The 23102-nt window shown below is 65.2% G+C and carries 22 protein-coding genes; 6 read left to right on the top strand and 16 right to left on the bottom strand.

From position 1 onward, the window contains the following. Positions 1-15: 15 nt before the first annotated feature. The 11 genes from G8E10_RS02810 to phnG all read right to left on the bottom strand — a co-directional run bounded on the left by G8E10_RS02810 (position 16) and on the right by phnG (position 9383). A complete protein-coding gene (locus tag G8E10_RS02810) occupies positions 16-1155 on the bottom strand; it encodes an alpha-D-ribose 1-methylphosphonate 5-triphosphate diphosphatase (protein ID WP_167126649.1) in 1140 nt (379 codons plus the stop codon). Positions 1156-1224: 69 nt separating this feature from the next. Next, positions 1225-2055 carry a phosphonate ABC transporter, permease protein PhnE gene (gene phnE / locus G8E10_RS02805; protein ID WP_245417023.1) on the bottom strand — a complete coding sequence of 277 codons (831 nt, stop codon included), beginning with the start codon at positions 2053-2055 and terminating at the stop codon, positions 1225-1227. A 91-nt stretch (positions 2056-2146) separates the two neighbouring features. Further along, positions 2147-3142: a phosphonate ABC transporter substrate-binding protein gene (gene phnD / locus G8E10_RS02800; protein WP_132664255.1), complete on the bottom strand. Its 996-nt coding sequence runs from the start codon at positions 3140-3142 to the stop codon at positions 2147-2149. Between the two features lie 30 nt (positions 3143-3172). Further along, positions 3173-4039, bottom strand: coding sequence for a phosphonate ABC transporter ATP-binding protein (gene phnC / locus G8E10_RS02795; RefSeq protein WP_167126646.1), 867 nt, complete (start codon positions 4037-4039; stop codon positions 3173-3175). Between the two features lie 123 nt (positions 4040-4162). Next, the gene (locus G8E10_RS02790) at positions 4163-4780 is read right to left on the bottom strand and encodes a DapH/DapD/GlmU-related protein (RefSeq protein WP_167126643.1); all 618 of its coding nucleotides are present in this window, start codon (positions 4778-4780) and stop codon (positions 4163-4165) included. Further along, entirely contained in the window at positions 4780-5532 is a 753-nt protein-coding gene (gene phnL / locus G8E10_RS02785; protein ID WP_245507111.1) for a phosphonate C-P lyase system protein PhnL, read from the bottom strand. Before phnL ends, G8E10_RS02790 begins: the two co-directional genes overlap by 1 nt. Positions 5533-5561: 29 nt before the next feature. After that, on the bottom strand, positions 5562-6335 hold the full coding sequence (gene phnK / locus G8E10_RS02780) for a phosphonate C-P lyase system protein PhnK (RefSeq protein ID WP_167126640.1): 774 nt from the start codon (positions 6333-6335) through the stop codon (positions 5562-5564). Beyond that, a complete protein-coding gene (locus G8E10_RS02775) occupies positions 6332-7231 on the bottom strand; it encodes an alpha-D-ribose 1-methylphosphonate 5-phosphate C-P-lyase PhnJ (protein WP_167126637.1) in 900 nt (299 codons plus the stop codon). Before G8E10_RS02775 ends, phnK begins: the two co-directional genes overlap by 4 nt. Beyond that, complete coding sequence (locus G8E10_RS02770; RefSeq protein ID WP_167126633.1) at positions 7228-8331, bottom strand: carbon-phosphorus lyase complex subunit; 1104 nt, start codon at positions 8329-8331, stop codon at positions 7228-7230. Before G8E10_RS02770 ends, G8E10_RS02775 begins: the two co-directional genes overlap by 4 nt. A gap of 3 nt (positions 8332-8334) precedes the next feature. Then, on the bottom strand, positions 8335-8925 hold the full coding sequence (gene phnH / locus G8E10_RS02765) for a phosphonate C-P lyase system protein PhnH (protein WP_167126630.1): 591 nt from the start codon (positions 8923-8925) through the stop codon (positions 8335-8337). Continuing rightward, a complete protein-coding gene (phnG, locus tag G8E10_RS02760; protein ID WP_167126627.1) occupies positions 8922-9383 on the bottom strand; it encodes a phosphonate C-P lyase system protein PhnG in 462 nt (153 codons plus the stop codon). The genes phnH and phnG overlap by 4 nt, the downstream gene beginning before the upstream one ends. Positions 9384-9496: 113 nt before the next feature. Between phnG and phnF the strand changes: the two genes are divergently transcribed. Further along, on the top strand, positions 9497-10228 hold the full coding sequence (gene phnF / locus G8E10_RS02755) for a phosphonate metabolism transcriptional regulator PhnF (protein WP_281517372.1): 732 nt from the start codon (positions 9497-9499) through the stop codon (positions 10226-10228). 26 nt (positions 10229-10254) lie between these two features. Here phnF and G8E10_RS02750 read toward each other — a convergent pair whose 3' ends face one another. The 5 genes from G8E10_RS02750 to G8E10_RS02730 all read right to left on the bottom strand — a co-directional run bounded on the left by G8E10_RS02750 (position 10255) and on the right by G8E10_RS02730 (position 15643). Then, the gene (locus tag G8E10_RS02750) at positions 10255-11100 is read right to left on the bottom strand and encodes a DeoR/GlpR family DNA-binding transcription regulator (RefSeq protein ID WP_167126624.1); all 846 of its coding nucleotides are present in this window, start codon (positions 11098-11100) and stop codon (positions 10255-10257) included. Between the two features lie 173 nt (positions 11101-11273). Continuing rightward, positions 11274-12221, bottom strand: coding sequence for a D-ribose ABC transporter substrate-binding protein (locus tag G8E10_RS02745; protein ID WP_110800384.1), 948 nt, complete (start codon positions 12219-12221; stop codon positions 11274-11276). A 133-nt stretch (positions 12222-12354) separates the two neighbouring features. Further along, entirely contained in the window at positions 12355-13392 is a 1038-nt protein-coding gene (locus tag G8E10_RS02740) for an ABC transporter permease (RefSeq protein WP_110733138.1), read from the bottom strand. Between the two features lie 2 nt (positions 13393-13394). After that, positions 13395-14990, bottom strand: a complete 1596-nt coding sequence (locus G8E10_RS02735; protein WP_167126621.1) for a sugar ABC transporter ATP-binding protein — start codon at positions 14988-14990, stop codon at positions 13395-13397. Continuing rightward, entirely contained in the window at positions 14987-15643 is a 657-nt protein-coding gene (locus G8E10_RS02730) for a DUF2291 family protein (RefSeq protein ID WP_167126618.1), read from the bottom strand. Before G8E10_RS02730 ends, G8E10_RS02735 begins: the two co-directional genes overlap by 4 nt. An 880-nt stretch (positions 15644-16523) precedes the next feature. Here G8E10_RS02730 and G8E10_RS02725 point away from each other — a divergent pair. The 5 genes from G8E10_RS02725 (at position 16524) to G8E10_RS02705 (ending at position 23084) form a co-directional block, all read left to right on the top strand. Beyond that, positions 16524-18152: an FGGY-family carbohydrate kinase gene (locus tag G8E10_RS02725; RefSeq protein WP_167126615.1), complete on the top strand. Its 1629-nt coding sequence runs from the start codon at positions 16524-16526 to the stop codon at positions 18150-18152. A gap of 10 nt (positions 18153-18162) precedes the next feature. After that, the gene (locus G8E10_RS02720) at positions 18163-19674 is read left to right on the top strand and encodes a glycerol-3-phosphate dehydrogenase (RefSeq protein WP_167126611.1); all 1512 of its coding nucleotides are present in this window, start codon (positions 18163-18165) and stop codon (positions 19672-19674) included. A 10-nt stretch (positions 19675-19684) separates the two neighbouring features. Then, positions 19685-20617 carry a sugar phosphate isomerase/epimerase family protein gene (locus G8E10_RS02715; protein ID WP_167126608.1) on the top strand — a complete coding sequence of 311 codons (933 nt, stop codon included), beginning with the start codon at positions 19685-19687 and terminating at the stop codon, positions 20615-20617. A gap of 144 nt (positions 20618-20761) precedes the next feature. Beyond that, on the top strand, positions 20762-21721 hold the full coding sequence (locus G8E10_RS02710; RefSeq protein WP_167126605.1) for a sugar-binding transcriptional regulator: 960 nt from the start codon (positions 20762-20764) through the stop codon (positions 21719-21721). 145 nt (positions 21722-21866) lie between these two features. After that, complete coding sequence (locus G8E10_RS02705; RefSeq protein WP_167126602.1) at positions 21867-23084, top strand: CHASE3 domain-containing protein; 1218 nt, start codon at positions 21867-21869, stop codon at positions 23082-23084. The last annotated feature ends 18 nt before the right edge of the window (positions 23085-23102 follow it).

The following is a 23102-nucleotide window of genomic DNA, read 5'->3' as shown; positions in this document are numbered from 1 at the left end:
AAAGCTGGCGGGGCGTCAGGCGACGCGTTCGCCGGCCCGCCAGACGCCGGCCACCAGAGGAGGCGCCCCGGCTTCGGCCCGCACGCGAACAAGATCGGCCCGAAGGCCGATCTCGATCCGGCCGCGATCGGCAAGGCCTGCGGCCCGCGCCGGATTGGCGGTGATCATGCGCACCGCATGCGGCAGATCCGTCTGCCCGCGCTCGGCCAGCGAGAATGCGGCCTGCAGCAGGCTGAACGGGACATAATCCGACGAGAGAATGTCGAGCGCATCGCGCTCCAGAAGATCAAGCGCCGAGACGTTGCCGGAATGCGACCCGCCCCGGACGACGTTCGGCGCACCCATCAGCACCTGCAGGTCTGACGCCTTGGAAAGTGTCGCAGCCTCGATCGTGGTCGGGAATTCGGCGAGCGCAATGCCGAGATCGACGCTCTCGCGCACATGGGCGGCTGTCGCATCGTCATGCGAGGCCATGGGAATGCCGGCCTCGCGGCAGCGTTTTGCAAGGGCCAGGCGGTTGCGGTCGGCATTCTCCACCGACTGGGCGATGCGCCGGGCGCTGAACGCCTCGAAATCCGCATCCGAAATCTTCTTCTTGCCCTGATAATAGATCCGGTAGGCCTCGAGGCTCACGAACTGGCGCTGCCCAGGCGCATGGTCCATCAGGGATGCCAGCCGCACCCGATCGTTGCGCTTCATCGCATCGAACTGCTCGACCACATCGGGCATGGAGACTTCGCAGCGCAGGTGGATGAAGTGCTCGGCCCGCAGGCGGTTCGCCGCCGTCGCAGCGGAGATGGTTGCCGCCATGTCGGCCATATCCCCGGTCCCGAGATCCGTATCGCCATCCAGCCCGACCCGAAGCGCGTCGAACACGGTTGTGATGCCGGCGGTGGCGATCTGTCCGTCATGCGCCTGAAGCGCCGCGGCAAGGTTCCAGCGGACCTTCGGCCGCGGCTGGATGTGGGTTTCCAGATGGTCGGTGTGCAGCTCGACGCAGCCCGGCATCAGGTAATCGCCTTGCATGTCCGTGCCCTGTGCTGTCGTCCCCGGGGAGATGTCGGCGATCACGCCGTCGCGCACGACGACGGTGCCCGTCACGATCTCGGTGGGGAGGATGATGGCGCAGTGGGTGAGGATCTGTTCGCGGGTCATGGTCTGCCGTTCCGCAGCGCGGGGCTGCGGCTTTTCAGGTGAGAGGTGAAAATGGGCGGGAGGGCCGCCTTATATGACGAGCTTGCGCAGTTGCTGGGAGAGGATGTCCATCAATGTCACGGTTGCGACGATGATGAGGAGGATAGCGGAGGCCTGCGGATAGTAGAAGCCTCGAATGCTCTCGAACAGGATCTGCCCGATGCCGCCCGCACCGATGAGTCCGAGCACGGTGGCGGAGCGGATGTTGGATTCGAGGCGATAGAGCGAGAAGGAGATCCAGAGCGGCAGGACCTGCGGGATGACGCCGAAGATGACCTGCTGCAGCCGGGAGGCGCCGGTGGTGCGGATCGCCTCGACCGGCCGCGGATCGATCGCCTCGACGGCCTCGGAGAAAAGTTTGGCCAGAATACCCGTCGTGTGCACGAACAGCGCCATGACGCCGGCGAATGGCCCAAGGCCGACGGCCACCACGAACAGCACGGCAAAGACGATCTCGTGGATCGCCCGGAACAGGTCCATCAGCCGACGAACGGGGTGCAGCACCCACCAGGGCGCCATGTTGTGGGCGGAGAGAATGCCGAAGGGAATGGAGAGAAGCACGGCGAGGAAGGTGCCCCAGAGCGCGATCTGGATCGTGACGATCATCTCGCGGAGATAGGAAGCCCACTCCTTGAAATCGGGCTTCAGGAAATCCTGGGCATAGGTCGCCATGTTGCCGGCGTCCGAAAAGAGATAGGTCCAACGCCCGATTTCGGCCGGTCCCCAGCTGGCGGCAAGCGCGCCCACCAAGACGAGCGCGACAAGCCAGCTGCGCATGCCGCTCCGCGCAGGCTTTACGACAGCGGGGCTGGTCATCGGGCGGGCATGGGTTGCGCCTGTAGAGGCGATGACGTCGGTCATGGGCGTCGTCCTTGATGGATCGGGCAGATCGGGCAGTGAGAAACGATAAGGAACCCGGAGCGGGCGATGCCGCCCGCTCCGGCTCTCTGCATCAGCCGTTGGATGCCGTGCCGAGTTCGGCTTCGAACTTCGCCTTCTGCTCGGTCAGCGGCTTGACCTTTTCGGCCTTGGCGTCAGCCGACAGCGAGGCGTCGGCTTCGATCTTGGCGATCGACTTCGACAGTTCCATCACACGGATCGGCAGGAGCTGCTTGTCGGTCGAGGCCTTGAACGGCGCCCATTTCAGGCCGGCGAGAACCTCCTTCTCATGTGCGACGTCGCCCGTGGAGTTGGCGGTGCCGTAGGCGAGGAAGAAGTCGCGCAGCTTGGTCTTGGCCTCTTCCGGCAGGTCCTTGCGCCAGACGATCGGGTCGGACGGGATCAGCGGCGAGCGCCAGATTTCGCGGATATTGGCAAAGGCATCCGGCTTGTTTTGCTGGATCAGCGCCATGTTCTCGGTGTTGTTGGCCGCCGCATCGACCTGTTTCATGGCAACCGCCATGGCATTGGTCTCGTGGTTGGCGTTGGTCACCGTCTTGAAGCAATCCTTCGGGTCGATGCCGCGGGCGCCGAACACGAAGGTCATGGGCACGAGATAGCCGGAGGTGGAGTTCGGATCGCCAAGGCCGAAGCTCTTGGACTTGTCGCAGGTCAGCAGCTCGTCGATCGTCTGGATCGGGCTGTCTTTGGGAACGATGACGACCGACCAGTAGCCCGGATCGCCGTTCTTGGCGACGCTCTGCACGAAGACTTCGCCATCGGCGCGGTCGACGGCTTCCATGGCCGACTTGTTGCCGTACCAGGCAACCTGCACCTTGTTGAAGCGCATGCCTTCGATGATGCCGGCATAGTCCGAGGCGAAGAAGGGCTTCACATCGAGACCGGTCTTGGTCTTGAGGTCGGCCAGAAGCGGCTCCCAGGCCGTCTTCAGGTTCTGCTGGGACTCGGTCGAGATGATGCCGAAGTTGATGGTCTCAGCGGCCAGCGCCTGCTGGCTCAGGGAGGCGGCGAGCGAAAGCGCCGCAATGCTCTTGAAGATCGCGTTCATGGTGGTCTCCGGTTGGCAGTTATCGTGCGATCAGACGGTGGCAAGCGCCGTCTGACGTGTGTGAAGCTCGACGCCGGATGGCGCCATGGGGTCGGCCGGGCCGCTCGGGGCAGCATCCGGCAGGACGAGTTCTTCCGATGCCGCTCCGTAGAGTTCGGCGAGGAAATCGTTGGAAAGGGCGGTGGACGGGCCGTCATAGACGATGGCGCCGTCGCGCATGGCGATGGTGCGGCGGCAATAGCGCCGCGCATATTCGACCTGATGGAGCGATACGAGCACGGTGATGGCGTCTTCGCGGGAGATGGCGGCCAGCACGTCCATCACCCGGCGGGCGGCCGACGGATCGAGCGCCGAGATCGGCTCGTCGGCAATCAGGATGCGCGCTTCCTGCACGAGCGTGCGGGCGATGGCTGCCCGCTGCTGCTGGCCGCCCGAAAGCGTCGAGGCGCGCTGTGCGGCCACTTGCGGAATGCCGACACGGGCGAGCGCCGCCTGCGCCTTGTCCTTCTCGTGTCGGTTGAACAGGCCGAGCGTGCCCCGCCAGCGCGGTATGCGGCCGAGATGGCCGATCAGCACATTGGTCAGCACGGAAAGCCGCCCGACGAGGTTGAACTGCTGGAAGATCACGGCGACGCGGCCGCGCGCCGCTTCCCGGTTCATCCGGCCGCCGGCCTGCGACACCGCGCCGAGGATCTCCACGCGCCCGCTATCGCCATCGCCGATCTCGAGGCCGGCAATGTGGCGGATGAGCGTGCTCTTGCCGGAACCGGACGCGCCGATCAGCGCCACCATCTCGCCCTGCTCCAGCATCAGGCTGACACCGTTCAGCGCCCGCGTTTCGCCATAGCGTTTGGAAAGGTTGGTCACGGACAGCGCGATGGGGGTAATCTCGGTCATGATGGTATCCCGGACAGCGGCGCGAAAGCCGACCTCATGCCGGCTGCACGTCCAAGGACTGTGAGCGGCAAGCGATGATGGTTGCGTGACGGTTGCATGAAACTTTTGCGTCAACCGCTGACATTAGGCGCCGTAGCGCTCGACGAACGCTTCGCCCGTCAACGTGCGGAAATCCTCGAGCGCCGCGAACAGTCTGTCATGCGGCCAGTCCCACCAGGCGAGCCGCTCCATAGCCTCGGCCGTTGCGCTCGAAAAGCGGTCGCGGATCAGCCGGGCCGGCACGCCGCCGACGATCGTGTAGGGCGCCACATCGTGCGACACCACGGCGCCCGCGCCGACGACGGCGCCATTGCCCACCGTCACGCCCGGCAGAACCGTCGCGCCGTGGCCGATCCAGACATCGTGGCCGATGGTGACGCGCCGGGCCCGCCGCGCGGCAAAGAAGTCAGCCTCGTCCCCGGCCCCGTCGAAATAGTCGCCGGCCCTGTAGGTGAAATGATGCAGGCTGGCGCGGTCCATCGGGTGGTTGGTGGCGTTGAGCCGCACCATCGAAGCGATATTGACGAACTTGCCGACGGTCGCGCACCAGAGCGCGCAATCCTCCATGACATAGGAGTAGTCGTCGAGTTCGACCTCGCCGAGGCGCGATCTCTCGGCGATCTCGACATAGCGGCCAAGGCGGCAGTCGGTCACCCTCGCCGTCTCGTGGATGGTGGGATTAAATTCGGAAAGCTTGGCCATCACGCAGCCTTTCGGGCGGAAAACGCGGAAACGTCGATGGTGCGGGTCGCCACGGCTTCGCGCACCGGCTGGTCGTGGAAGATGCCGAGAATGGCGGTGCCGCGTGCAAGCTTCTCGCCGATCATCGCGGTTACCACGTCCCGGTTCTCCGCATCGAGCGAGGCGGTCGGCTCATCGAGGAGGAGGACGGGATGATCGGTGATGAAGCCGCGGGCGATGTTGACGCGCTGCTTCTCGCCGCCCGAGAAGGTGGCGGGGGGAAGCCCGTGCAGAGTTTCCGGCAGGTTGAGCCGGGAGAGCATGTCCCGGGCGCGCGCGGTTGCCTCCGTGCGGTCGATACCGCGTGAAACGAGGGGTTCGGCGACGATCTCGACCGCGGAGACGCGCGGCACGGCGCGCAGGAACTGGCTGACATAGCCGATGCCGTTATGCCGAATGGCCAGAACAAGCCGCGGATCGCCTGCACCGAGATCGCGAACCTCGCCGCTTTCAGGGGCCCGCACCAGAACGGAGCCCTCATCGATGGCGTAGTTGCCATAGACCATCCGCAGGATGGACGACTTGCCGACGCCCGAGGGGCCGCCGAGAACGACGCATTCGCCGGGGAAGAGATCGAAGCGGACATTGGCGACCACAGGCAGCACGACGCCATCGCGCAGGTGCATGACGAAGGATTTGGCGACATCGCGCACGCTGAGCAGCGCGCCTTCCGACATGGCTTTGTGGGTCGGCGGGATGGAAGAGAGGGTCATCGGCGGACTCCGGCTCAGGATTTTGGGGCTCAGGATTCGGGAATGGAGGCGACGAGAAGCTGGGTATAGGCATGGCGCGGATCGTCCAGCACCCGATCCGTCAGCCCGGCCTCGACGATATGCCCGCCCTTCATGACGATCATGCGCTGCGAGAGAAGCCGCGCGACGGCCAGATCGTGGGTGACGATGACGACGGCGAGCGACAGATCGGTGACGAGCCCGCGCAGAAGATCGAGCACACGCGCCTGCACGGAGACGTCGAGGCCCCCGGTCGGCTCGTCCATGAAGATCAGCCGGGGATGGGTGACGAGGTTGCGGGCGATCTGCAGGCGCTGGCGCATGCCGCCGGAGAAGGCGATCGGCTGGTCGTCGATCCGCTCGGCGGCGATCTCCACGCGCGACAGCCAGTCGCCGGCCGTGCGGCGGATGTCGCCATAATGGCGCTCGCCGACGGCCATCAGCCGCTCGCCGACATTGGCGCCGGCCGAAACGCGCATGCGCAACCCGTCAGCCGGGTTCTGGTGCACGAAGCCCCAGTCGGTGCGCATCAGGAAGCGGCGTTCGGCTTCCGAGAGATGGCCAAGATCGGGAAAACGCCCGTCGCGCATTCTGTAGCGGATCTCGCCGGCCGAGCGCTCCAGCCGGCCGGAGATGCAGTTGAGCAGCGTCGTCTTGCCGGAGCCGGACTCGCCGACGATGGCGACGACCTCGCCCGGCCAGACGTCGAAGGAGACGTCGGTGCAGCCGATAAAGGCGCCGTAGCGCTTTTCGAGCCCGCGGACGGAGAGGATGGGATCGGTCATCGCGTGGTCTCCTGCTCGCTCGATGCGTGTTCCCCGAGCTGCGGCAGGCCCGGACCCGTGTGGCCGTCCGCTTGCCGCGTCTCGCAATGGTCGGTGTCGGAGCAGACGAACATCCGCCCGCCCCGGTCGTCGGTCACCACCTCGTCCATGTAGACGCCCGTCGCGTTACAGAGCGCGCAGGGGCGGCTGAAGGTCTGCACCGTGAAGGGATGATCCTCGAAATCGAGGCTCGTGACCTGTGTGAACGGCGGCAGCGCATAGATGCGCTTCTCGCGGCCGGCGCCGAAGAGCTGCAAGGCGGGGGAGCGATCGAGCTTCGGATTGTCGAATTTCGGAATGGGCGAGGGATCCATGACATAGCGACCCTCGACCTTCACCGGATAGGCATAGGTGGTGGCGATGTGGCCGTGCTGGGCGATGTCCTCGTAGAGCTTCACATGCACGAGACCGTATTCCTCCAGCCCGTGCATCACCCGCGTCTCGGTTTCGCGCGGCTCGAGAAAGCGCAGCGGCTCGGGGATCGGCACCTGGAAGACGATCGTCTGGTGCGCCTGCAGCCGTTCTTCCGGAATGCGGTGGCGGGTCTGGATGATCGTCGCCTCCGCCGTCTTCGTGGTCGTCGCCACATTGGCGGTCTTGGCGAAGAAGGCGCGGATCGAGACGGCGTTGGTCGTGTCGTCGGCCCCCTGGTCGATCACCTTCAGAACGTCGTCGGGCCCGAGAATGGCGGCCGTCACCTGCACGCCGCCCGTGCCCCAGCCATAGGGCATCGGCATCTCGCGGGAGGCGAACGGCACCTGATAGCCGGGAATGGCAATGCCCTTGAGGATCGCGCGGCGGATCATGCACTTGGTCTGTTCGTCCAGATAGGCGAAGTTGTAAGCGGGCAAGCTCATTCCGCGGCCTCCTGTCGGTCCGTCTCGGCGGTCTTTTCCGCCGCGTGCTCCCGCCGCAGCATGCGCAGCAGGTCGAGTTCGGCCTGGAAGTCCACGTAATGCGGCAGTTTCAGATGCTCGACAAAGCCGGTGGCCTCGACATTGTCGCAGTGGGAGAGGACGAACTCCTCGTCCTGCGCCGGTGCCGCGCGGTTCTCGTCGAACTCGTCCGCGCGTAGCGCCCGATCGACAAGGCTCATCGACATGGCCTTGCGTTCCGACTGGCCGAAGACGAGACCGTAGCCGCGGGTGAAGCGCGGACCATCCTGCCCGCCGCCCTTGAACTGCGACACCATCTGGCATTCGGTGACGCGAATCGCGCCGATATTGACGGCAAAGCCGAGTTCCGGCAGGTCGATCTCCAGATCGACGAGACCGATGCGCACTTCGCCGACGAACGGGTGTGTGCGCCCGTAGCCGCGCTGGGTCGAATAGCCGAGCGACAGAAGGAAACCTTCGTCGCCGCGTGCCAGCGCCTGCAGCCGGAGGTCGCGGCCTGCGGGAAAGCCGGTCGGGTCGCGGGTGAGGTCGCCGGGCTCGGCGTCGGAGGCGATATCCGGCTCGATCAGGCCTTCGCCGTTAAGGATGTCCGTCACGCGGGGGTAGGCCGCGTCTTCGGCAACCGCCCGCCGCGCGCCGGGCTCGACGGGATGATCGCCGGCCATAGCGGGGTCGATCAGGCGGTGGGTGTAGTCGAAGGTCGACCCGAGCAGCTGTCCGCCGGGAATGTCCTTGTAGGTGGCAGACACACGCCGTTCGATCCGCATTGCCGCCGTCTCCACCGGCCGCGTCGCGCCGAAGCGCGGCAGCGTCGTGCGATAGGCGCGGATGAGGAAGATCGCCTCGATCATGTCGCCGCGCGACTGGCGCACGGCCATGGCGGCAAGCTCGGGATCGTAGAGCGATCCCTCGGCCATGACCCGGTCCACCGCGAGCGAGAGCTGGCCGGCGATCTGTTCGAGCGATAGAGCGGGAACGGAGCGGTCGCCGCGGCGGCGGTCGGCGAGCAGCCGGTGCGCCTTCTCGATGGCGGCTTCCCCGCCTTTGACGGCTACATACATGGCTCAGGCCTCCTGAATGCGTGTGGTGCGGGGCAGGGCCAGCGCCTCGTCGCCCGAGACGAGGACGAGATCGAAGCCGAGCGGAAAGCCCGCACGGTTGGCGGCCATGAAATCGGCAAAGCACGCCGGCAGACCCTGCGGCCCAATATCGGTCGTGGTCTCGATGCCCGGTCCGCTGAGAGTGAGGTGTTGACCTCCACGAAGGTCTGCGACCGGCAGGAGCAGCGTGGCCGAGCGATCCGGATATTCCGCCGTGCCCACCGCAAAGCGGCTCCAGCCGGTGCAATCGCTGTTATCGGCAAGGTGGACGAAGCGGGCGGATGGCGCATCGGTGGTTGCCGTCGCACCGGTGTGGAAGCCGACCCAAGCCTTCGCGTCTAGCATGTCCGTTTCGAAGAAGACGGGCGTGTCCGCATCGGCAAGCGACAGAAGGATCGCGCCCGCAGCAGGCGACATCGGTGCCGGGGGCACGGCAAGGTCCGAGAGATCGGCAACGCTGCCCGGTCGCGCGAAGGCATCCATCAGGGCGCGAAAAGCGCGCTGCGATCCGAAGACGGGTTCGGCAAAACCGCCATCGACGGTTGTGAGGCTCATCGGTCTTCTCCCCGGACCAGCGTGAAGAAGTCGACACGCGTCGCTTCCGTTTCTTCCGCGCGCTGCCGGCGCGCCTCGGCGTCGAGCGCCAGCGCCGGCGCCACGACATCCGTCTCGATCACGGCCTGCCAAGCGGTGATCTGCCCCAGCGCATCGAGATGCGCGACCATGCGGGCCTTTTCGGTGTCGCGGCCGAGAATGATCGAATGGCCGACCTCGCCGCTGCCGAGCTTCACGGTCGCCCGCGTCACGCTCGTCTCGCCGAGGTTGAACGGAGCCCCGCCGCCGCCGATCCGCCCGCGCACCATCACGGCGCCGATCTCGGGCCCGCGCACGGGGATGGCCTGCGGTGCCGTCTTCGCGATCGCGCCGTAGCGTTCGCCAAGCAGATCGGCCGGCATGGACGCCATGGCGTCGAGGGCGCGCTTGCGGCCCGATGTCTCATGTTCTCTGGTCATTTCGGATCCTATTTGTCTATTTGTGTAGACAACTAATCTTAATCCGATTTATAACCTGGAAATCATGACGTCGCTATGACACGGCGGTGCGATACGCTGAGAAGGAGCTGACATTGGACGGACAGGATGACGGCATCTCACGCTGGCGGCGCGTCGCCGATGGCATCCGCGCCTCGATCATGGAAGCTGGCGTCACCGATCGGCTGCCTCCGGAAACCGATCTTGCGGCCGACTACGGCGTCAACCGCCATACGGTGCGCCGCGCCATTGCGGCTCTCGCGGCGGAGGGGATCGTCAGGGCGGAGCGGGGGCGCGGCACCTTCGTCAATCCGCTCGAGCCGCGAATCTCCTATCCGATCGGCACGCGGGCGCGCTTTTCCGAGAATATGATGCGCCAGTCGCTGGAGCCCTCGGGCCGTCTCGTCGGATCGCAGAAGGTATCGGCCGACATGGGCATGGCGCGGCTGCTCGGTCTTGCGCTCGGAGCCCCGCTTCACCGGCTGGACCATATGGCCGTGGTGGACGGTGTGCCTTTGTCCCGCTCCACCTCGCATTTCTCAGCCGAACGCTTCCCCGGCATCATCGCGGCCTATGCGCAGGAAGGCTCGATCACCCAGGCGCTCCGCCGTTGCGGCCTTGCCGATTATCGCAGGCGCGAAACGCGGCTGACGGCGGAACGCGTTTCGCCGGGCGATGCCGATGCGCTCTCCTGCGCCGGGGATGCGATCGTGCTGGTCACCAATGCCGTGGATGTGGATCTCGAGGACCGGCCGGTGCAGGCGATCCGCACCCGCTTCCTCGCCGACCGCATGGAACTGGTCTTCGTCAATCCGGAAGGCGCCTGAGCCGAAAAGAGCCTGAGCGGACGGCCCTATCGTCCGGTCTTCGGGCGGTCCACTGGCGCGACCATCAGATTGATGCCCTTGGAGCGCATGCGCTCCAGATGCTCCGGCGCGATATTGTCGTCCACGATAACGAGGTCGAATTCGGTGAGCGCGGCGAAGGAATAGAGCGCCCGGCGCTCGAATTTCGTGTGGTCGGCGAGAAGAATGCGCATTGCGGCGCTGTCGAACATCGCCCGCTTGGTCTCCACCATCTCCGGCGACTGGTGGAAGGCGACATCGTCCAGAATGGCCGACATCGACATGAAGACGGTATCGGCCCTCAGCTTCTCGATCTCGCGGATGGTCATGCGCCCCATGAAGGCGTTGCACCAGTTGTAGAACTGCCCGCCGAGCCCGAGCAGCGTCACATCCGGCACCGCCTTGAGATCGTTCATGAGGTTGAGCGAATTGGTGATGACCGTCAACGGCACTTTTTCGGGCAGGTGACGGGCCATTTGCAGCACGGTCGTGCTGTCGTCGAAGAAGATCGCCTGTCCCGGCTCGATGAAGGTCATCGCCGCCTGGGCGATCGCGGCCTTCTCCCGTGCCTGACGGCTCGAGCGGTAGACGTCGCTGGATTCGATAAGGCTCGTCGGGGCGGCGGTCACGATGCCGCGGGTCTTGCGGAAGAGGCCGCGGCTGACGAGTTCGTCGACGTCGCGGTGCGCCGTCATCAGGCTGATGCCGAAACGGTCGGTCAGGTCCTCGATCCGCATCGAACCCTCGGCCATCACGGCTTCGGCAATCAACTGGCGGCGCACGATCTGGCGGGCGTGGCGGCTGTCGCTGGGAAGCTCGGACATGAACTGACCGACGGTTGTCTTGTTCGTCATCCCTTGGCCTCCTCTGTTCGCCTCGCAGTGCCGTGCTGCTCTGCATGCGTCCTAGCGCATAAAACCTCTAACGGAAATCCGTTCACGAGAATGCGACCTTAAGACGTGGCGCAGGGAGGGACTGTCAAGAAAAAGAGGGCGCCGCGGGCGGCACCCTCCCTGGTGGCGAAGGCTTACTTGTCGAGAACGAAGGGTGCCGAATACTTGTCGACATTGTCCTTGGTGATGAGCAAGCAATCGAACAGCTGCTTTTCGGACTTGGCACCGGTCGCGCCCGTCTTGATGAAGCTGTCGGCCTGCTTCACGGCTTCTTCCGAGAAGACGGCAACGGGCTGAAGCACGGTGTACTGCAGTTCGCCGGCCTTGATGGCGGCGACCGCATCCGGCGAGCCGTCGAAGCCGCCGACCTTGACGTTGGCGATCTTGCCGGCTTCCTTGAGCGCGGCGATGGCGCCGAGCGCCATTTCGTCATTGCCCGAGATCACGCCGTTGATATCCGGATTGGCCTGCAGCATGGACTGCATCTTGTCGTGGCCCTTGGTACGGTCCCAGTCGGCCACTTCGGAAGCGGCCTTTTCGAGGTCCGGATACTGCGTCAGCACCGTCTCGTAGCCGTTGGAGCGGGTCGCGGCATTGTTGTCGGAGGGCGCGCCGAAGAGCTCGACATACTTGCCCTTGTCGCCGACGGCTTCCACCCACTGGGTGGCACCGAGGGCGGCACCCTGCGCATTGTTGGAAACGAGCTGTGCCTTGGCAAGGCCTTCCTGGTTGATCTCGGCATTGACGAGAATGACCGGGATGCCGGCGGCAACGGCCTTCTTCACCGCACCGACGGAGCCGTCGGCATTGGCCGGATCGAGAATGATCGCGACCGACTTGTTGGTGATCGCGGTGTCGATCAGGTTGCTTTCGGTGTTGGTGTCGCCCTTGTGCGCGCCGACGGTCGCGGTGTAGCCGAGCTTTTCGGCAGTGGCCTTGGCGACATTGCCTTCGGTCAGCCAGTAGGGGTTGGACGGATCGTTGACGATCACCGTCATCAGGCCCTCGGCATAGGCGGTGCTGGCAAACATGGTCGCGGCAGCGGCGGCCGCCATCAGCAGGCGGGTTGCGTTTTTCATCATGGTCTCTCTCCCGGTTTTGAAAATGCGGTTCGGTTATGCCGGTCACCCGGCGGTGCTTGTCCGTGCCCGGCGCTGCCTTTCCTCGAAAGACAGGGGCCGGTGATGCGGAGAAGGTCGTGTGTCGGTCGCCCCCTTACTTCGGGCGGCGGCCGTACTGGATGCTGTTGAGCAGAACGGCGAGCACGATGACTGCGCCGGTAAAGACGGTCTGCCAGTAGGAGGACACGCCGATGATGACGAGGCCGTCCGACAGGAAGCCGATGACGAAGGCGCCGAGCATGGTGCCGCCGATCGTGCCGCGTCCGCCGGTCAGTGCCGCACCGCCGATGACGACGGCCGCAATTGCCGTCAGCTCGTAGGTCGTGCCGGCCGTGGGGCCGGCGGAGGTCAGCTGCGACGAGAGGACGAGGCCGGCAATGGCCGCGCAGACGCCCGAAAGCACGTAGACGATGATCTTGACCCGCTTGACCGGCACGCCGGAAAGCTCGGCCGCACGCTCATTGCCGCCCGACGCATAGAGCCAGCGGCCGAAGGCCGAACGGCTGAGCATGACGAAGCAGAGGATGGCGAGCAGGGCGAGCACGAGAACGCCGATCGGCACGCCGAACAGCCGGTTGAAGCCCAGCCAGTCGAAGCCGGTATTGCCCAGTTCGGGCCGTCCGCCGAGATTGTTGAAGGTCAGGCCATTGGTCATCAGCAGCGCCACGCCCCGCGCGACATAGAGCACGCCGAGTGTCGCCACGAAGGCGGGAACGCGGAAATAGGCGATGAGCACACCATTGACGGCGCCGACGAAGGCGCCGAGCGCGCAGGTGAGGATGACCACGACCCAGACAGGCGGGTAGAGCACCACGCCGAACTGGGTGAGCGTAACCCCTTGCATGAGGTAGCCGGCGACAACGCCCGACAGGCCGAGCGTCGAGCCGACGGACAGGTCGATGCCGCCATTGAGGATGACGAGCAGCATGCCGATGGCGAGCAGCCCGAAGATCGCCACATGCGACGCCATGATCAGGAAGTTGGCGACCGAGAAATAATAGGGCGACAACAGCGAGAACACGACGATGATCGCGATCAATGCGAAGAAGGCGCGGCCCTCGAGCAGGAGCTGACCGATATTCATCGTCTTCTTCTGCGGGGTCGGGCGCGCGGATGAGTTGGTTGCCGACATGATCACTGCGTCCTCGTTTCGGGCTCGTGCCCATCTGATCCATGGCCGCCGGCCTTTTCGCCGGATGCCGCCATGATGCGTTCCTTGGTGACGTCGGAGCCGAATTCGGCGGAGATCCGGCCGCGGCGCATGACGACGATGCGGTGCGCGATGCTGAGGCATTCGCCCACTTCCGATGTGGAATAGATGACGGCGAGGCCCTGGCGAGCCCGCTCGGCGAGCAGCTTGAACACCTCTGACTTCGCGCCGATATCGATGCCGCGGCTGGGCTCGTCGAGCAGCATGACCTCAGGGTTGGTCGCCAGCATCTTGCCGATGACGACCTTCTGCTGGTTGCCGCCCGACAGCGAGCCGATCGGTGCCGCGCCGCCATTCGTCTTGATGTGAACCTTGGAGATCGCATCGGTGACGAGGCCGGCTTCGCTCCGCCGCGAGGTGAAGATGCCCTTGGTAAAGGCGCCGATGCTGGCGAGCGACAGGTTGCTGCCGACCGTCATCGTCTGCACCAGCCCGTCGCGCTGCCGGTCTTCCGGCACGAGGACGAGACCGTTGTCGATGCGCTGGGCGATGGAGAGCCTGGACACGTCCTGCCCGTGCAGCATGACGCGGCCGGCAGACGGCTGCAGCCGGCCGGCGACGCATTCCAGAAGCTCGGTGCGCCCGGCCCCCATCAGCCCGTAGATGCAGACGACCTCGCCGGCGTGAACGTCGAGCGAGAGGTTGTCGACCACGGAATAGCCGGCACCCGAAGCATCCGGCACCGACAGGTTCTCGATCGACAGGGCGACCGGCCCGAAGGCATAGCCCGTCGGCGGCGCACCAAGATCGAAGTTCTCGCCGACCATGTTGCGCACGATCCATTCGAGATCGATATCGCCACGTGCCGCATAGGCCGTCATCGTGCCGTCGCGCAGCACCACGGCGTGGTGGGTGATCTGCAGCGCTTCCTCGAGATGATGCGAGATATAGACGATCGAGACGCCGCGCGCCGTGAGGTCGCGGATGACCTTGAACAGCACCTCGACCTCGGAGGCACTCAGCGCCGATGTCGGCTCGTCCATGATGAGGATGCGGGAGTTGACCGACAGCGCGCGGGCGATTTCCACGATCTGCTGCTGCCCCAGGCGAAGCGCCTCGACGGGCGTCAGTGGGTCGATCTCTTCTTCCAGTTCCTCCATCAGCAGCCGCGTCTGCCGTTCTTCCTCGGCATAGTTGACGCCGGTCGGGCCCATGATCTCGCGGCCCATGAAGATATTGTCGCGAACGTTCATGTTCAGCGCCAGCGACAGTTCCTGGTGGATGATCGAGACGCCGCTGTCGCGGGCATGCGACGAGGAGGAGAATGTGACGGGCGCGCCATCCAGCAGGATCTCGCCGGAGGTCGGCTGCACCACGCCCGACAGGATCTTCATCAGCGTCGACTTGCCGGCCCCGTTCTCACCAAACAGCGTCGTAACCTGGCCGCGGCGGATCTCGAAATTCACGCCTTTCAGCGCATGGATGCTGCCATAGGACTTGGCGATATTGCGCGCTTCCATGACGACGGCGCCATGGTCGCCGGAAATCTTGCGATTTGCGTTGTCGGCTGCGGCGCTCATTTCACGGTCACCGACACGGGCGTCACCAGCCAGTTCTTGGGGTTGATCAGCTTGAAGACACCGGTGATCTCCACCGTCTTGCCTTCGAGCGCTGCCGGGTCGATGCTCCCGAGCGTCTCTTTCTTCATGGCGTTGTTCAGCGCAGAGCCGGCGTTCTGGTACTCGATCTGGTTGGTGAACTGGCCGAACTCGATCTCGCCGGTCGCGTCGCGCAGGTCCGTGCCGTTGATGGCCGGGCCGGTCTGCACCCGGACCACGGTGCCCTCGGGCAGGCCGGGAACGGCGATGGTGTTGGTGCTCGACTTCCGCTCGCCGACCGTGCCGGTGAACTTGACCGGAATGACCGGGCCGGTGCTGGTGGCGACGCCGTATTTCGTGCCGGCCGCAGCCTTGTCGGCGGCGATCGCGCTGCCGAGTTCGGCCGCATCCACCGCGCGGCTGACCACGCTGTCGCGGACCTTGGGGAAATTCTCCGTCCCGAAGGCCTCGGGCGAGAACACATCGGCGCGCACGTCATGCTCAGAGCCGATCCGCACCACTCTCGTGTCATAGACCATGGCACCGACGAGGATCACGGCGAGTGCCGCTGCGATCACGCGTCCGCGGGTCAGGAGAGGGGTATTCAGCGATTTCGTGTCGGCAACGGTGCTCATGACGAAAGCCTCAAATCTGGAACCGCCTCTCGAAAGAGGCGCAAGGGTCGAATGGACGCCGCAGACTTCCCGCGACGGACGGACGGTCGGGTCGGGTGTCAGCTCTGGAGAAGGATGGCGGGGATACGAGTGCCCGATGGCAGCGCCTGCCGTGGGAGCAGGGCCGATCGGCGGAACGGGATTGCGGTGCTGGTCATGGCGTCTCCTCCTTCACGCATCCGCCGACGATCTCCTCCCGTCGGCCTTCATGCTCGGTGATAACAGATGGTAGGTCTGTGTTATCAACGAGGCAAACAATGATAGAAAAATTTTGAGGTGTCAACGGCTACGGCTTTCGGAAGGGCACGTTCGTCAGCGTGTGAATTTCGGTCCACGGACGCGTGGCGCTCTCCGATGTCGGCGAGGGCATGCTCATCAGAATTCAGGATCAGGAGGGGTCATCGGTAGCGAATGTGGCGTCTAACCCACGCGAATGGAGATTTATCATATTGAAAATGTTTATAAATAATCGAGAATCAGTGATGGCGAGATGATCGGCAACGCTTCCCGGAGCAGCGCTTGCAGGTGTCATCATAGGAGAGATGGTCGATGGAATCACAAAGGTAATCAGCTGGGATTGCCTCCGGGCGATCTTGACAAATTGCAATTTTTGTGAAAAAAAATACGAACGCAGAAAGATATTTCGATGGCAATGTTATGTTTGTGAGATATCGATCGTTTCGGCTGGCTGGACGTTTCAGGGGTCTGCTGTCCCGGTTAGCCTCTCCGAAGGCGCCGGACACTCTTCGGAGGAAGAGTTTTGCGAGGATGGGAGGAGTTTCGATGACGCCATGGGCAGGAGCGCGGCCGCGACCCATGTTGGCGCGCTGGAGCCGGCGTCATGCGTGACATCATCATCGGCATCGATGCGGGAACGTCGGTCATCAAGGCGGTGGCCTTCGATCTCGGCGGACGACAGATCGCCTGCGCCTCGGTGCGCAATGTCTATGTCACCGGCGACGATGGCTCGGCCACCCAATCCCTGACGCAGACCTGGGCGGATTGCGTCTCCGCGCTGAAGGGCCTTTCCGAAAAGATCGACGGCCTTGCGGCAAGAACCGCGGCCCTGGCCGTAACCGCGCAAGGGGACGGAACCTGGCTCGTCGGGCCGGACAACCGTCCCGTCGGCGATGCCTGGCTGTGGCTCGATGCCCGCGCCGCGCCGACCGTGCGCCGCATTGCCGGCCGCACAGAGGACCGCGCCCGGTTCGAGGCGACGGGCACCGGGCTCAATACCTGCCAGCAGGGTGCGCAGATGGCGCATATGGACCGGCACCACCCCGAGCTTCTGGACGGCGCCGATGTCGCCCTGCATTGCAAGGACTGGCTCTACCTGAACCTCACCGGCATCCGCGCCACGGACCCGTCTGAGGCGAGCTTCACCTTCGGCAATTTCCGCACACGACGCTACGACGACGTGGCGATCGACAGCCTCGGCCTTGCGCATCGCCGCAACCTCCTGCCGGAGATCATCGATGGCACCGAGGTCATGCATCCGCTTTCCACGGAGGCTGCCCGGGCGACCGGACTGCTGGCGGGAACGCCGGTGTCGCTCGGCTATGTCGACATGGTCATGACCGCGCTCGGTGCCGGCGTGCGCACGCGCTCGACGAATGCCGCCTGCTCCACCGTTGGCTCCACCGGTGTCCATATGCGCGCCAAGCCCGTGGACGCGGTGCATCTGAACGCCGAGGGGACGGGCTATGTCATCGCGCTGCCCGTACCCGGCATCGTCACCCAGGTTCAGACGAACATGGGCGCGACGCTGAACATCGACTGGATCCTGCGCCTGGCCGCCGATCTGATGGCGGATGCGGGACGGCAGGTCGCGTTTTCCGATCTCGTCGGGCGGATCGAGCACTGGCTGGAAACGACGCGGCCCGGCGCGCTGCTCTATCATCCCTATATTTCCGAGGCCGGCGAACGCGGGCCCTTCGTCAATGCAAATGCCCGCGCCGGCTTCATCGGCCTTTCCACCCGCCATGGCTTTCCCGACATGCTGCGGGCCGTGGTCGAGGGTCTGGGCATGGCGACGCGCGATTGCTACGCGGCGATGGGCGCCATGCCGGACGAGCTGCGCCTGACCGGCGGTGCTGCCCGCTCGCGCGCGCTGCGCGGCGTGCTTGCGGCCTCGGTCGATGCCCCGGTTCGCATCTCCGACCGCGAAGAGGCGGGTGCTGCCGGTGCCGCGATGATGGCGGCCGTGGCCCTCGGCGTCTACCCCACCATGGATGCCTGCATCGATGAATGGGTGAGCCCGCTTTTGGGGCAGGCCGAAGCGCCCGATCCCGATCTCGCCCGCCACTACGACCGGCTGTACCCGGCCTATGTCGCAGCCCGCCAGTCGCTTGCGCCCGTATGGGAAACGCTGGCCGACGAGCATGGGCATGCGAGCCCCGAGAAAGACAAGGCGACGGCCGCTTTGGGCCTTGCCGACATGACGACGCGCGACGACGCATCCCACCTTTGAGGAGCCTGACATGACAGAAGCAAAGACGGTCGATCTGTTCGTGATCGGCGGCGGCATCAACGGCGCCGGCATCGCGCGGGATGCCGCAGGCCGCGGCCTTTCGGTCATCCTCTGCGAGAAGGGCGATCTGGCCGAAGGCACCTCGTCGCGCTCCGGAAAGCTCGTCCATGGCGGCTTGCGCTACCTCGAATATTACGAATTCCGCCTGGTGCGCGAGGCGCTGATCGAGCGCGAGGTTCTGCTCAACTCCGCAAGCCACATCATCTGGCCCATGCGCTTCGTGCTGCCCCACAGCCCGGACGATCGCCCCGCCTGGCTCGTCCGGCTCGGCCTCTTCCTCTATGACCACCTCGGCGGCCGCAAGCGCCTGCCCGGCACCCGCTCGCTCGATCTGCATCGCGATCCCGAGGGTGCGCCCATTCTAGATAAATATACCAAGGGATTCGAGTATTCCGACTGTTGGGTGGACGATGCCCGCCTCGTGGTGCTGAACGCGCTCGACGCCCGTGAGCGCGGCGCAACGGTGCTGACGCGCACCGCCTGTGTCAGCGCGCGCCGCGAAGACGGCGGCTGGCGCGTGGAGACCCGCAATGAGCGCACGGGCGACATCACGTCGTTCCGCGCGAAGGTGCTCGTCAATGCGGGCGGCCCCTGGGTCAACGACATCGTCGGACGGGTCGCCGGCTCCAACAGCAGCCGCAACGTGCGCCTCGTCAAGGGCAGCCACATCATCGTGCCGAAGTTCTGGGAGGGTAACCAAGCCTATCTGGTGCAGAACCACGACAAGCGGGTCATCTTCATCAACCCTTATGAAGGCGACAAGGCGCTGATCGGCACCACCGACATCCCCTATGAAGGCCGCCCGGAAGAGGTGCGGGCCGAGGAGAAGGAAATCGATTACCTGCTCGCCGCCGTGAACCGCTACTTCAAGGAAAAGCTGCGCCGCAGCGATGTGCTGCACAGCTTCTCCGGCGTCCGCCCGCTGTTCGACGACGGCAAGGGCAATCCGTCTGCCGTCACGCGCGACTACGTCTTCGACCTCGACGAGACCGGCGGCGCCCCGATGCTCAACATCTATGGCGGCAAGATCACGACGTTCCGCAAGCTCTCCGAGCACGCGATCCAGAAGATCGCCGGCTTCTTCCCGAACATGAAGGGTGACTGGACGCGCGGCGCGACGCTGCCGGGCGGCGAGATCCCCAATGCCGACTACGTGCAGTTCGCAGAGCGCATGCGCAGCGACTATCCCTGGATGCCGCGCGCACTGGTCAATCACTATGGCCGCCTCTACGGCGCCCGCGTCAACCGCATCGTCAAGGGCGTGACCTCGCTCGACGGCCTCGGCCGGCACTTCGGCGGGCAGCTCTACGAGGCGGAGGTGCGTTATCTCGTGGCCAACGAATGGGCGGAGACGGCCGAGGACGTGCTCGTGCGCCGTACCAAGCAGAACCTGCACCTGACGGAGACCGAGCGGGCCGCGTTTGCGGACTGGTTCGGCGCGCATGTCACACGGGCCGCCTGAGGAAGCGATCATGAACCTGACCCTCTCGCTCAACACCAATCCGCTGGTCAACCGCTTCGCCGAGCCGGACGACCTGATCGATACCGTGGCGCACCAGCTGAAGATCCGCGATCTGCAGCTGACGCACGAGTTCATCAATCCGAGCTGGCCTGCGCCCGTTATCCGCCGCCTGACGCGGGATATGCAGGCGGCCCTTGCGCGCACCGGCGTGCGCGTGACCTCCGGCATGACGGGCCCTTACGGCCGCCTCAACCATTTCGGCCATCCCGACCGCGACGTGCGGCGCTATTATGTCGACTGGTTCAAGACCTTTGCCGACATCACCGCCGACCTCGGCGGCGTCTCCGTCGGCACCCAGTTCGCGATCTTCACCTATAAGGATTTCGACGACCCCGCCCGGCGCGAAGATCTCATCAAGATCGCCATCGACTGCTGGGCGGAGGTTGCCGAGCATGGCAAGGCGGCCGGTCTCGACTACATCTTCTGGGAGCCGATGAGCGTCGGGCGCGAGTTCGGTGAGACCATTGCCGAATGTATCCGCCTGCAGGACCGGCTGACGGCGGCCGACATGGCCATCCCCATGTGGATGATGGCCGATATCGACCATGGCGATGTGACCTCGCCCAATCCCGACGATGTCGACCCATATGCCTGGGCACGGGCGGTGCCGAAACTCTCGCCGATCATCCACATCAAGCAGAGCCTGATGGACAAGGGCGGCCACCGCCCGTTTACAGCAGAGTTCAACGCCCGTGGCCGGGTGCATCCCGAACCGCTGCTGAAGGCGCTGGAAGAGGGCGGTGCCGAGGACAACGAGATCTGCCTCGAGCTGTCCTTCAAGGAACGCGACCCGAACGACCGGCAGGTGATCGAACAGATCGCCGAAAGCGTCGCCTTCTGGGAACCGCATATCGACACGGGCGTGGCCGACCTGAACATCTGACGCGCTGCTTGTCATCGTGGCGGCAGCGGAAAAAGAGGTGCCAGCATGCGGCGTGGGGTGTATGCCGAAGGTCAGGGTGAAACGGATCGGTCTGCGGCAGGTTGGCCGCAGCGAGAGGCCAATATAGGACGCATGACAGGACGCATGGCAGGAACCCGACGCCCCATCGATCCCGAGGAGTCGCTTGCGACCCGCGCCGCCTGGCTGCATTACGTCGGCGGCATGACCCAGGCGGCCGTCGCCAAGATGCTCGGCCTGCCCTCAGTCAAGACCCACCGGATGATCGCCCGTGCCGTGGCGGACGGCATGGTCAAGGTGACCATCGACGGCGATATCGTCGAATGCGTCGATCTGGAGGCGCGCCTCGCCGAGCGCTATGGCCTCGAATATTGCGAAGTCGCGCCCGACATGCGCGAGGAGGGCCTGCCGCTGCGCGCGCTCGCCTATGCGGGTGCCGCCTATCTCCGGCGGGAGATCGAGCGCGGTGAGCACCGCATGATCGGCCTCGGCCATGGCCGCACGCTGGCGGCCGCCGTGCGCCACATGCCGCGCCTCAGCGCAAGCACGGTGTCCTTCGTGTCCCTCTTGGGCGGCGTCACCCGCAACTATGCCATCAACCCGCATGACGTGATGCACCAGATCGCGGAGAAGACCGGGGCGACGGCCTATGTCATGCCGGTTCCCTTCTTTGCCAACACGGCGGAGGACCGCGAAGTTCTCCTTTCCCAGCGTGGCGTCGGCGAGGTCTTCGCGCTTGCCGAAGGCGCCGACCTCAAATTCGTCGGCATCGGCACGGTGGAGCCCGCAGCCCAGCTCGTCGCCTCCGGCATGATCGAACCGCGCGAGATCCACGAGATCTCCGGAAACGGCGCCGTCGGCGAACTGCTCGGCCATTTCTTCGATGCCCGCGGTCGCCTGCTCGAAACCATGCTCACGGCCCGCACGCTTTCGGTTTCGTTCCACTCCGCGAAGGCCGATCGTATCGTCGCCATTGCCGGCGGCCCGGGCAAGGTGGAGGCCATCCGCGCCGTGCTCACCAGCCGCCGCCTGTCCGGCCTCATCACCGACGAGCGCACCGCGCAGGCCCTGCTCGACGTGGAATGATCCTATCTGTTGCAACGTAAGGAAACGGTGGAAAAGCCGTGCATCATAAATGCGCGGACGACGCTTTCCATTCGACGTGACGAACACATGTATGCTGTCACGCGGGGCCGCACGGCACGCCCGTGACGCTGCTGCGCGAGGGACCATGGCCAGACCGACGGTGAACAAGTTCCTGCTGCAGGCGCGCAACGAGGTGCGCCAGAGCGCGGGGATGATTATCGTCGCCATGCTTTTCGTCGCCTTCGCCTCCATCGGCGCCTCGGTTCTTCTGTCCCAGCGCGAGCGGGAGGCGCAGGGGGCGATCGCCCACACGATCGGCAACGAGCGGCGGATCTCGACCCTGCAATCGCTGCTGCAGGATGCCGAGATCGGCCAGCGCGGCTACCTGATCACGCAGGACCGGACCTATCTGGAGCCCTATGAAGCTTCGATCGAAGAGATCGGCCGCATGATGGAAGAGCTTGCCACAGGGCTTTCCGACAATGCGCGTCAGGATGCCAACGTCGCCGTCCTCCGCTCGCTGATCGTCCAAAAACTGTCGGAGCTGCGCCAGAGCATCGACCGCCAGCGCGAGGGCGATGCGGCAGGGGCGCTTTCCATCATGAGGACCGGCCAGGGCAAGATGCTGATGGACGGCGTGCGCAATGCGCTGAAGACCATGCGGGCCGAGGAAAGCAACCAGCGCATGCAGCGCGTGGCCGACGCCCAGCAGGCCAGCGCGCGCATGGAGATGGTGGTCTTCGCCCTGGCGCTGCTCACCGCCGTCTTCGCGCTGGTGGCGGTCCGTGCCACCGCCCGCCGCGCCCGCTCCGCCGAACTGACGCGCGACGAGCTGCTCTCGCGGCTCGACCGGCGGCTTCTTGCGATCATGGCGGCCGATGTCGTCGGTTACTCCCGGCTGATGGAGGGCAACGAGACACGGACGCTGGCAAGCCTGAAGATCGTGCGCGACCGCATCGATCCGATCATCGAGCATCACAGTGGCTCGATCGTCAACACGGCGGGCGACAGTGTTCTCGCCGCCTTCGCCAGCGCGCTCTCGGCCATCGACTGCGCGATCGAGATCCAGCAGGCGATGGCGCAGGCAAATGCGCAGCTCGACGACGATGCGCGGCTGATGTTCCGGATCGGCATCAATGTCGGCGATGTCGTGGTGCAGGATGGCGATATCTTCGGCGATACGGTCAATGTGGCGGCACGGCTGGAAGCGCTGGCCGAACCCGGCGCGATCTGCATTTCCCGCGCGGTGCGCGACCATGTCCGCAAGCAGCGTCCCCTGACCTTCGACGACCTCGGCTTCCAGCATGTGAAGAACATCGCCCAGCCGATCAGCGCCTTTCGCGTGCGGGCTCAGGCCGTGTAGAAGACCGGTCCAGACAAC

Origin of the sequence: Ferranicluibacter rubi, from assembly GCF_011603255.1 — a bacterium.
In the GTDB taxonomy this organism is placed as follows: domain Bacteria; phylum Pseudomonadota; class Alphaproteobacteria; order Rhizobiales; family Rhizobiaceae; genus Ferranicluibacter; species Ferranicluibacter rubi.
This window is presented reverse-complemented; position numbering and strand designations above follow the sequence as displayed.